The sequence below is a fragment of the Shewanella sp. TB7-MNA-CIBAN-0143 genome, assembly GCF_040310065.1.
Lineage (GTDB): Bacteria > Pseudomonadota > Gammaproteobacteria > Enterobacterales > Shewanellaceae > Shewanella.
In genome coordinates, this window is record NZ_JBEOPL010000009.1 from 93,284 (window position 1) to 105,010 (window position 11,727).

Genomic DNA, 11,727 nt, shown 5'->3' on the forward strand with positions numbered 1-11,727 from the left:
GGAAAGCAGAAAAAATAAAGATCTGACCGGGATAGTCACATAGCAAGTACGGATACTTGGAATCAGAATAAAGTGCGTTAGGCACTATTTTACGAGGCGGCAGTTTATACTGCCGCTTTTTTTTATGCCCAAATAGCATCAATATCAACTTCATTTCAAATACTTACTTTAAATTAACCGCATTCGCTATATAATCGTTTATTAAGTCAATACTTAGGTAATGCTGTATTTGATGAACGTATGTCCGCTTTGTAATCATAGTGCTGATTTTTTTGTTCAAGACAAAAAAAGGGCTTTCTACATCTGCGAACGGTGTGGCTTAGTCTTTGCTAACCCAAAATCACATCTTATGCCAGATGTTGAGCGTCAGCGTTACGGTCGATCGCAAAAGTCATCGAGTCAGAAACCATTATCGCAATTTATTCTGCCACTATTAGCCCAAATATCTCAGCAACAGAGCGGTGCGTTAACTGGTCTTAATTTTGGCCGCTTACTTGACGAACAGAGCAGACAATCCATTGTTGATGCTGGTCATCTTGTTAATCAGTACGACCCATTCTTTGCTGCAGATCAGTCGGTACTGCAACATAGCTATGATTTTGTATGTTGTTACCGGGTATTCGAACACTTTCGTCATCCACACCGTGAATGGAAATTACTCAATCAACTGGTTAAACCCAATGGCTGGTTAGCAATAGGCACGCCTTTATTGACCGATCAAGACCATTTTGCCAAATGGCATTACAAAAACAATCCAACTCATGTAAGCTTTTACCAGCAGCAGACATTCGAATATTTAGCATTAAATAGTGATTTTGAGCTATTATTTGCATCGAAAGATCTGGTTTTGATGCAAAAATCATCAAAATCTGATATAAAGCGCATCCTTATTTAGTGCCTTGTAGAAATTGCTCTGCAAGGACGTGTTTAGAAAACCTAACGAGAACATCATGGCTCGCAGTAAAAAAACTCGCAAAGGCGGCGAAAACGGCGCTAAGTTTGCACCTAGAGTAAAAAAAGTTGATCGCAACGCGGTCGATGGTAAAAAATCTGAAACCGGCCGTAAATCAGGCAGCCGTCACAATGAAACGTTGCTTAAACAAGCATCAGGTAACACTTCGGTTAAGAGTAAAGATATCCGTCATGGCAGCAAAAAGCCGGTAGCACTTACTTTACCTACGTCTGTTACCGCGCCATTAGTGGTTAAGCCTAAGCAGCCTAAACTGACTGACGAACAGAAGTTACTGAAACTTGAAGATGATCCAAGACTAAATCAGTTACTTGACCAACTTGAAGAAGGTCGTGATTTATCTGACACTGATCAAAAGTGGTTGAATATTCAATTAGACAAAATTGAGCAACTGATGTTGAGCTTAGGCCTAACTGAAGGCGATGATACGCCAATACAAAGTCCTAAAAAGCAACTGAGTGACGATGAACTATTAAATCGTTTTGAATCAGGTGCCGATATGCTTAAAGATTATCAGCAGAAAGATTAATCTGCTCGATGAAAGTAATACCAAGCTATTTCTTGGTTTGATATCAAAAAACTGGCGCAAATCGCGCCAGTTTTGTATTCAAAAAAGGATAAATTGTGTCTACAACCGCCATCGTAATTGCTCTACTCATCATTGTAGCCCTTGCTACCTACGCAACACACTTACTGTTAACGCTTAAACGTACAACACAAGCTAATCAACAAGCACTTTCTGAGCGTAAGGCTAAAGCTGAAGAACGTAGACAACAAATACTGACTGATATCCGTTACATTGCCGCAGCAATGCTAGAAGATCGTTGTGAACTGTCTGAAGGCGTTATGCGCATAGGTAAATTATTTGATGCATTATCCTTGTCAGAACAAGTTGTGGCAGACTTCCCTAACCTGTTTACCCATTATGAGCTGATTAGAAACCATCCCATCATGGAAGCGCGTAATGAGCTACCAAAACAACAACGGATGAAGTTTGATTTTGAGCGGATGAAATCAGAAGCAGAGTTAGAACAGGTTATTCTAGACGAAGCAAAACACATAGCCGAGTTTGATAAGCCAACCACTCATTAGCGCAACATATTAGTTAACCTGAACTCGAGATAAGAGTTCAGGAGGTCATAATAAAAAACACAATCTTAGTCACTATCGCTATCAAACTTGTTATTTATTCTGCTAACAAGATGAAATAACGCGTCAATAGGTTAGCCAATGACAAGTTTGCAGCAACTTAACTAATCACATTTATCTCATGCCTTAGCCCAATTGAGGTTAAGCATGAAATGAGTACGATTGCAGGCTATGCTGATAACACATCAGCTAAAGTAAGCATCAGCAGATGCCTGCAACAAATTAACGTCAATTAACCACACCAGTTTGGCTGACAAATTGAAATAACAAGAAGCTTAATAAAGCTCAATGATTGGGGTCACACTATGTTCAGTTCACTTTGCTTAGGATTACTCAAAATACTGGGTTGGGAATTTGATGGCCAACTCGATAATACTAAGCCATGCGTCATTATTGTTGGCCCGCATACCAGTAATTGGGATTTCATCATTGGCATTATCGCCCGCAGCGCCTTAGGCACCAAAATTCATTTTTTAGGCAAGCATCAGCTGTTTATTCCGCCCTGGGGATGGCTATTTCGCGCCATGGGCGGTAGCCCTGTCGATAGACGTAAATACAATAATTTAGTTGATGGCGTGGTGCTGTTATTCCAACAAGATCCACTTTATAAACTGGCCTTAGCACCTGAAGGCACACGTAGCCCTGTAACTCGTTGGAAAAGTGGTTTTTACCATATTGCAGCCAAAGCGGATGTTGATATAGTACCAATCGGATTAGATTTTGGCCGCAAAGCGGTTGTGATTGCCAAACCGTTAAGACCGACGGGAGATATTGAACGCGAAATAAATCAGTTAATGGATTTTTACCGTTCAATCAAAGGTTATCATCCAAAAATGGTTCCTGATTATCAGCAGAAATAGTACTGCAATAATTAACGTTCAATTAGCTTATATTGATTAATCAGAAGTGCGACAGTGTTGGATATACAAGAAGTGTCTTACACAGCATTCAGCGGTTTTTATAACACGCTTTCTAAACTCTCAGCGGCTAGCACATAGCTGCCGCCTAAACGTATAACGTGCGTTGGCGTATGGATCCGCACTAAAGATAGCACTAGCCGAGTCGACTCTTGCGAGATGAACACCGGAGACTCACCCCAAAAGGTTACCCCAGCTAAATCAAACCGACTGCGAGTACTGTTAATCTCACCCAAAAAGTGAGTGTCTGTGGCACTAATAGTACTGCGGGCGATCTTCATCTTTTTCTGCTGCATACCTATGCGACTAGACTTGATGGTTACAATCGAGTCACTCATCGTGAGCTGATTTACATCAACATTGTCAATGAACACCAATTTACAGTCTTCAATAATGAGCTGATCATAATGCCCAGAAAAATATTGTTGGCTTTCTTGATAGCATTTGCCAATACGCTTACTGCTATTTTCTGAATGTTGCTCACGAGCCAAAACATTAGCATTAGAAGGAAAAGTAGAAGTCGATGCAAGGCCCGTTAATAACATTTGATTAAAGGTGTGTTGATGTGATTTCATCGGTACATGCCCTGCACCAGCAATAACCTGCAGTTGTGCTGTAGGTAATACATGTAGCAGTGCTTGAGCGGTCCGTAGTGGCGCAACTTGATCATCTGCGCCCCAAATTAACTGCGTCGCAGGCATCTGTTGGTAATTAAGCACAGAGAAGTTTTGTTCCATTAATGCTAATGCCGCATTAGTGTTGGTTTGTTCGCCAATGGTCATATTACGAATAGACTCATTGTGACTTAACCATTTCGTTGGATCTAACCCGGTTCCAGTTTTCTCTAGTATCTTATCGGCAAAGTTATCAACCCGGGCTAACACTCGGCGTAAGCCTTGTGGTAATTCGCTACTAGCCATACCTCGTTTAGAAATCTGTTTTAGATACGCAGTCCGGTCCAAAATGCCGGCGGCATCGACCAGTACGAGTTGCTCAATTTTGCTGGGGTACTGACTAGCATAGTATAAGCTAATCGCTGCCCCCATCGAGTGTCCCACAAGATGTACCTGAGCATTGGGATGGCGATAATGGCTAATAACCCAATCGATCACCTTGGCATATTCTTTAGGTGAATAGGTAAATACAGCACCTTGCGATAGACCAAAACCAGGTAAATCGATAGCAACAACATGATACTGCTTTGCTAACGCGGGAATCACCGTTAACCAGTCTTTAGAGGCTAACTCACCTAAACCGTGAATAAGCACAACGGTGTCACGGTGCTCAAGCCCTGCTTGTAGCACAAACAGCGGGGTTTGATGGCTTGGTACTATTACTCGTTCAAATTGATAGTTTGTTGGGTAATCAGCTAGCTCTGCGGTTGTTAATGGCTCGGCAGTCAGTGATTTTTCAACGTCTATCGAGCGAACTTGCCTATTGATATCATTAAACCAATTAGCTTGCACGGGCATCGCCCACCACAGCAACAGCAATGATATTAATACCAGGAATTTAACCACTGCAAATATCGCTTATCTGGCGGCTTATCAATGCTGTTCGGTACATTGCTTTATGCTGCGAATGTCAGTACCTGTTGGGCTTTGAAACGCACGTAAACCAAACTCAGGTAACACGGCAAAAATGTGATCAAAAATGTCTGCCTGAATCGCTTCATAATAGGTCCAACGAATGTCATTGGTAAAAATATATAATTCTATCGGCAAGCCCTCAGTGGTTGGAGCAAGCTGCCTTACCATCAATGTCATGTCTTTATGTACTTTGTCATGACGACGTAAATACTCTTGTAAGTATGCTCTAAATGTTCCGATATTGGTTAAATGACGGCCATTCACCTTCATCTCAATATCACTTATGTTGGCATTAGCAACACTGATTTCACTGAATACTTGCGGTAAATACTCTTTCAAATAATTGACTTTGCCTAAGCGAATACGTTCTTCATCGGTCAAAAACTGAATGCTATTGACGTCGATATTGATTGAGCGCTTAATTCGTCGACCGCCCGACTCGGACATGCCGCGCCAGTTCTTAAATGCATCAGACACTAATGCATAGGCTGGGATCATGGTGATGGTATTGTCCCAGTTTCGTACTTTCACTGTGGTTAAGGTTACATCTTCAACTGCGCCGTCTGCAGCGTATTTATCCATTTGGATCCAATCGCCTTTGCTCACCATGCGGTTAGCAGCAAGTTGAATCCCAGCAACGAAGCCCAAAATGGTGTCTCGAAACACCAACATAACCAAACCGGTAGCCACCCCTAAACCACTAAAGAAATAAATAGGCGACTGGTCGGCTAGAATAGCAAAGACAACAATTAAACCAATGAAGAATAAAAACAACTTAGTCAGCTGCACAAAACTTTTTACCGGTAAACGGCGATTAACATGATTAATATCAGCAATTTCATCAATCGCATTCAACCCGCTATACACAGCTCGAATCATAAAAAACACTAACAACGCGCTAAGGAAACGGTCAATAAAAGCGCTAATCAACTCATGCTCGGTGAGCACAATAGGGATCAATAAATCGAGGATTAAAATGGGGATCAAAATAGCGAGACGCTCAAACACATTAAAGCGCATGAAAATATCGTCCCAAGTCACCGAAGATCGGCGGATCACTGCATTCACACCGTGAACGACAAATCGATGGGTAATGTAATAACTTAAACCTGCTACAACCACACAAGCCAAAATTAATATCGATGTTGCGACACCATCCGATGGTTGGCTATTAATACCCAAACGGGTTAACCAAGCCGCAATTTCAATCCGCACTTCTGTATTCACAAACAAATCCTTAGCCACGTTTGCCCTTTACTCAATCAAAAGACGTAAATTAAACCGCATAAATGCAAGCAAACATTCACAGGCTTATCAGTGTGCTCATTATGCATGGTGTTGATGTATAACGTTACCGAAACATCGACTCTATCGGTCAAGATGATAAATTTAATACAAGTTACTATTTTCACGATTATGTTAACAGTTGCAATGAATGTGAGTATACCCAAACAAGATTAAACAAAAATTAGCTTTGACGCGTGGGCAATAAAAGATAATAAAAAAGGACCTTGCGGTCCTTTATCAAATTACTCTAAACATATCCTGTTCATGACATGTAGTTTCGCTCAATTAAAAACTCGGTAACATGCCCTGCGGTAGCAATCGGTTAAAACTGGCGCTATACAACAAGTCGACCGAGTTCTCGATATCAGGTGAAAAGTAACGGTCTTTATCATAAAACGTCACTATTTCACGAAGCTCGGCTTTGGCCAGAGCTACGGCGGCGCTTGGTTGCAAAGGCTTTCTAAAGTCGAGTCCTTGTGCTGCAGCTAACAACTCAATAGCCAATACTCCACGGGTATTTTCACTCATGTAGCGTAAACGTCGTGCAGCAAATGTCGCCATCGACACATGATCTTCTTGGTTTGCCGATGTCGGTAAACTGTCTACCGAGGCCGGATGCGCATAGGTTTTGTTTTCCGATGCGAGTGCAGCCGCGGTGACCTGAGCAATCATAAAGCCAGAATTTACCCCACCGTTATCCACTAAAAATGGCGGTAGCTTAGACAAACTAGAGTCAATCAACAACGCCATTCTGCGTTCCGAAATTGAGCCCATTTCAGCAATCGCAATCGCGAGGTTATCAGCCGCCATCGCAACGGGTTCGGCATGGAAATTACCGCCCGAAATAATATCGCCCGTATCTTGGAACACCAATGGATTATCAGTAACACCGTTTGCCTCAGCGCCAAGCACTTCTGCTGCTTGACGGATTTGGGTTAAGCACGCACCTAAGACCTGTGGTTGACAGCGCAGTGAGTATGGATCTTGTACTTTTTCGCAATTGGTATGGCTTAGGCTAATTTCCGATTCGTTAGTGAGCAAATGACGGAAAATTGCCGCGGAATCAATTTGACCTTTTTGCCCGCGCGCAGCATGAATGCGCGCATCAAACGGACTACGGCTGCCCATAGCGGCTTCAACACTCATGGCACCAATGATTGAACTGGCGGCAAACAAATCTTCTGCATTAAACAAACCTTCAAGCGCCAGCGCTGTTGAGGCTTGCGTACCATTCAGTAACGCTAACCCTTCTTTGGCTGCTAATTCAATAGGTTTTAGCCCAGCAATCTCAAGACCTTCCGCTGCTGAGATAATCAGCCCCTGATAGCTCATTTCGCCTTCACCTAACAAAGGTAAACACATGTGAGCTAATGGCGCTAAGTCACCCGATGCCCCGACTGATCCTTTTTCTGGCACACACGGATACACACCAGCATTCACTAGCTGGATGAGAAACTCGATAACCTCTAAACGAATACCTGAAAAACCGCGGCTTAATGAGTTAATTTTTAACACCATCATTAAGCGCACGGTAGCATCTTGCATGTATTTTCCTATGCCAGCGGCGTGGGACAATACAATAGAGCGTTGCAATAATTGCAGATCTTCTGGAACAATTTTAGTGTTGGCTAACAAGCCAAAGCCAGTATTGATACCGTAAACAGTACGGCCTTCACGTAATACTTGTTGGACGATTTCAGCACTTTGATTAATGTCTTTAATCGCTTCTTTCGCAAGGGTAAGCTTGACACTATTACGGCTGATCGCACGAGTCTGCGCCAGTGTTAACGTACCTGGAATAAGTTCAAATGAATAAGTCGACATGGATTAAGCTCCTAACATTGGCAGGTCTAAGCCTTGCTCTTTGGCACATTTTTTTGCAATGTCATAGCCAGCATCTGCATGACGCATTACCCCAGTAGCAGGGTCGTTCCACAATACTCGGCCTAAACGTACCGCAGCCTCATCGGTTCCGTCGGCCACTATCACCACCCCAGAATGCTGACTAAAGCCCATACCAACGCCGCCACCATGGTGTAATGACACCCAAGTTGCACCACTAGCCGTATTGAGTAAGGCATTCATTAATGGCCAATCTGACACCGCATCGGAGCCGTCTAACATGGCTTCTGTTTCGCGATTTGGACTGGCAACTGAGCCTGAATCTAAGTGATCTCGGCCAATAACAATCGGTGCCGCTAACTCACCGTTTTTGACCATTTCATTAAAGGCTAACGCTAAGCGGGCACGATCTTTAAGCCCTACCCAGCAAATACGTGCAGGTAAGCCTTGAAACGCAATACGCTCACGCGCCATGTCGAGCCAATTGTGTAACTGCGGATTATCTGGAATCAGCTCTTTGACTTTGGCATCTGTTTTGTAAATATCTTCCGGATCGCCAGACAAGGCTACCCAACGGAATGGTCCAATGCCTTCACAAAATAACGGCCGCACGTATGCTGGTACAAACCCAGGGAAGTCGAACGCATTCGTGACGCCTTCTTCAAACGCCATTTGGCGAATATTGTTGCCATAATCTGTGGTTGCTGCACCGGCTGCCTGTAATGCCAACATTGCTCTAACTTGCACTGCCATTGACTGCTTCGCCGCTTTAACGACTGCCGCTTCGTTAGTTTTACGCATTTGAGCGGCGTATTCTAAAGTCCAGCCTTGAGGTAAATAACCGTTTAATGGGTCGTGCGCGGAGGTTTGGTCTGTCACCACATCAGGCACAATGCCGCGGGTCACTAGCTCTGTAAACACATCGGCGGCATTCGCTAATAAACCGACCGAAACCGGCTTGTCGCTTTGGTTTGCTTCATAAATCATCGCTAATGCTTGATCTAATGAAGTGGCTTTTTTGTCGACGTAACCAGTGCGCATGCGAAAATCGATACGGGTTTCATCTACTTCACAGGTTAATACCGAATAACCCGCCATAGTACCAGCCAGTGGTTGTGCACCACCCATGCCGCCTAAACCGCCAGTTAAAATCCACTTACCCGCTGACGAGCCATTAAAGTGCTGTTTAGCCATGGCGACAAACGTTTCGTAAGTGCCTTGAACAATGCCTTGCGAACCAATATAAATCCACGAACCCGCAGTCATTTGGCCATACATCGCCAAACCTTTTTTATCCAGCTCGTTAAAGTGTTCCCAATTCGCCCAATGTGGCACTAGGTTTGAATTAGCAATAATGACCCGTGGCGCATTGCTATGAGTAGTAAACACCCCAACAGGTTTACCAGACTGCACTAATAAGGTTTGATCGTCTTCAAGGCGTTTAAGCACCTCAATAATTTTGTCGTAACTTTGCCAATCGCGCGCCGCGCGGCCAATGCCGCCGTACACCACTAAATCTTCTGGGCGTTCGGCAACATCAGGGTGTAAGTTGTTCATTAACATGCGCATCGCAGCTTCGGTTAGCCAACTTTTACACTGTAATTGAGTACCGTGCGGCGCAATAATGCGACGGCTTGGATCGTGTCGTTTATCCATATGTTCCTCTTCAACTGAGTTTATTCAGTTTGGTTTTTTATTGGTCTTGTTGTGTATTTTTAATGTCTTACGGTTTTCATTTTCGATACCACCATTTAACGCGCAAAGGTTAAATGGCCGCCTAGTTTAAATTTGCTGCCCGGATGAACTAAACGAGCAAAACTGACCACACCTTGGCGCGACCAGGTACGACGTAAAATTTGTAAGCAAGGTTCCGTTGCCGCAATGGCTAAACGTTGTTGTAACAGCTCGTTAGCCATAATGGCTTCAACGGTATGTTTAGCCTCTGTCAGTGGTGCTACGGCCGATAAATATTCATGGGGAGTATGTGAGCTAAAATCTTGTTGTAGGTAATCAGGCACCAGCAGTGGGTTCACATAACGCTCTTCAACTTGTAATGGTAAGCCTTGTTCGCAATGCACCAACACCGAATAAAATACAGGGCTGCCCAATTCCAGCCCCAATGCATTAGCCACTGTTGTGCTGGCCTCAATTTGTCTCAATTCAAGCTGGTTAACACTGTAGCCATGGCCACGGTCTTTTATCTCGTCGGCAATATTACGAATAGCCAACAATGACGATTGCGACTTTAATCCGGCCACAAACGTACCTACCCCTTGAGTACGTTCTAACACGCCAGATTCAACCAGCTCAGTTAACGCCCGCCTTGCTGTCATACGGCTACAGGCAAACAATTCAGTTAACTGATTTTCAGATGGGACACGATCGTTCTCTTGCCATTCGCCCGTTTCAATACGGCTCAAAATGAATTGTTTTATTTGGGCAAACTTTGCTTGGGCCATATCAGCAGCTCTCGGTTTTTTAGACAATAATGTCATTGCTGTTTAAAAACACATCATTCATCCTACCTTGTATATACAAGTTAAAACAAGTATTGTTTAGCAATCAATAATTAATGCATTTTTAGGGGTTTTTATGTCGTGGGATCAAGTGTGGATTGATGTAAACGTGGCCACCATGGATACCAATATCCAAGGGGCTTACGGCGTAATACCTCAAGCGGCTATTGCAATAAAAGATGGCAAAATTGCTTGGGTTGGCCCGCGCAGTGAACTACCTGAATTTGATGTACTGGCAACCCCAGTTTACAGAGGCAAAGGCGGCTGGATAACACCAGGGCTTATCGATGCACACACCCACTTAGTCTTTGCCGGTAATCGCGCCAATGAGTTTGAACAACGCTTACAAGGTGCGAGTTACCAAGATATCGCTCGGGCTGGCGGCGGTATTATCTCAACCGTTAACGCCTGTCGTGAAGCTGATGAAGCTGAGTTATTTGAACTGGGTCGACAACGCTTAAACGCCCTAGCCAGAGAAGGCGTCACCACGGTTGAAATTAAATCTGGTTACGGCTTGAACACCGAAACAGAACTTAAATTATTGCGCGTTGCGCGTGAGCTAGGCGAACATCATCACATTGATGTAAGCACCACCTTCTTGGGCGCCCATGCTATTCCGCCAGAATATAAAGACAATGCAGATGCCTATATCGACCTCGTCATTAATGACATGCTCCCCGCGGTAATCACCGAAAACCTTGCTGATGCCGTCGATGTATTTTGTGAAAATATCGCCTTTAATCTTGAGCAAACTGAGCGAGTATTAACTGCGGCTAAACAGGCAGGTCTGCAGATTAAACTGCATGCTGAGCAATTAACCAATATGGGCGGTAGCGCCTTAGCAGCCAAGCTTGGGGCTAAATCGGTCGATCATATTGAGTTTCTAGATGAAGCAGGTATTAAAGCCATAAGCGAAAGTGGTACCTGTGCAACCTTGTTACCCGGCGCATTTTATTTTTTACGCGAAACCCAATTACCGCCAATCGACTTACTGCGTCAATACAAGGTGCCAATGGTTATTGCCAGCGATTTTAATCCGGGGTCATCGCCTATTTGCTCCACTTTATTGATGCTCAATATGGCTTGCACCTTATTCAAACTCACCCCAGAAGAAGCCTTACAAGGTGTAACCATTAATGCTGCAAAAGCACTTGGTATCGACAATAATGTCGGCAGTATTACCGTAGGTAAACAAGCTGACTTTTGTCTGTGGGATATCACCACTCCAGCACAATTAGCTTATGCTTACGGAGTGAACCTGTGTAAAACCGTTGTAAAAAATGGTCAGGTAGTTGCGCTACCCAATTAAACCGTTAAACCGTTAAACAGTTAAACAATTGGGCTCAACTTTTCTCAATCAAATAGCCACAACGTCAACTAAAACTCACTACTAATAGCAGTACCACTGGCGATAATGTCTATCTCCAGTGGCGCTGCTATGTACGTCACCTCAAATC

General features: G+C 43.7%; 10 protein-coding genes. 5 read left to right on the plus strand and 5 right to left on the minus strand.

All coding sequences use genetic code 11. The features are described from left to right. Positions 1-232 precede the first annotated feature (232 nt). From AAEY97_RS09380 to AAEY97_RS09395, 4 genes are all read left to right on the plus strand, one after another. Positions 233-895 carry a methyltransferase domain-containing protein gene (locus AAEY97_RS09380; protein WP_101088616.1) on the plus strand — a complete coding sequence of 221 codons (663 nt, stop codon included), beginning with the start codon at positions 233-235 and terminating at the stop codon, positions 893-895. 55 nt (positions 896-950) lie between these two features. Next, positions 951-1,499 carry a Der GTPase-activating protein YihI gene (yihI, locus tag AAEY97_RS09385; RefSeq protein WP_350998337.1) on the plus strand — a complete coding sequence of 183 codons (549 nt, stop codon included), beginning with the start codon at positions 951-953 and terminating at the stop codon, positions 1,497-1,499. Positions 1,500-1,594: 95 nt separating this feature from the next. Further along, positions 1,595-2,062, plus strand: a complete 468-nt coding sequence (locus tag AAEY97_RS09390) for a DUF2489 domain-containing protein (protein WP_101088618.1) — start codon at positions 1,595-1,597, stop codon at positions 2,060-2,062. 362 nt (positions 2,063-2,424) lie between these two features. Next, entirely contained in the window at positions 2,425-2,979 is a 555-nt protein-coding gene (locus tag AAEY97_RS09395) for a lysophospholipid acyltransferase family protein (protein ID WP_101088619.1), read from the plus strand. 98 nt (positions 2,980-3,077) lie between these two features. On the opposite strand, the gene AAEY97_RS09400 is transcribed toward AAEY97_RS09395, so the two are convergent. From AAEY97_RS09400 to hutC, 5 genes are all read right to left on the minus strand, one after another. Beyond that, the gene (locus tag AAEY97_RS09400; protein WP_350998340.1) at positions 3,078-4,502 is read right to left on the minus strand and encodes an alpha/beta fold hydrolase; all 1,425 of its coding nucleotides are present in this window, start codon (positions 4,500-4,502) and stop codon (positions 3,078-3,080) included. 81 nt (positions 4,503-4,583) lie between these two features. Then, positions 4,584-5,852, minus strand: coding sequence for a mechanosensitive ion channel family protein (locus AAEY97_RS09405; RefSeq protein WP_101088621.1), 1,269 nt, complete (start codon positions 5,850-5,852; stop codon positions 4,584-4,586). Positions 5,853-6,197: 345 nt separating this feature from the next. Beyond that, a complete protein-coding gene (gene hutH, locus AAEY97_RS09410; RefSeq protein WP_162024173.1) occupies positions 6,198-7,736 on the minus strand; it encodes a histidine ammonia-lyase in 1,539 nt (512 codons plus the stop codon). Between the two features lie 3 nt (positions 7,737-7,739). Next, positions 7,740-9,410 carry a urocanate hydratase gene (gene hutU / locus AAEY97_RS09415; RefSeq protein ID WP_350998344.1) on the minus strand — a complete coding sequence of 557 codons (1,671 nt, stop codon included), beginning with the start codon at positions 9,408-9,410 and terminating at the stop codon, positions 7,740-7,742. 95 nt (positions 9,411-9,505) lie between these two features. Further along, a complete protein-coding gene (gene hutC / locus AAEY97_RS09420; protein ID WP_350998346.1) occupies positions 9,506-10,213 on the minus strand; it encodes a histidine utilization transcriptional repressor HutC in 708 nt (235 codons plus the stop codon). A gap of 133 nt (positions 10,214-10,346) precedes the next feature. Between hutC and hutI the strand changes: the two genes are divergently transcribed. After that, positions 10,347-11,579 carry an imidazolonepropionase gene (gene hutI / locus AAEY97_RS09425; RefSeq protein WP_350998349.1) on the plus strand — a complete coding sequence of 411 codons (1,233 nt, stop codon included), beginning with the start codon at positions 10,347-10,349 and terminating at the stop codon, positions 11,577-11,579. The last annotated feature ends 148 nt before the right edge of the window (positions 11,580-11,727 follow it).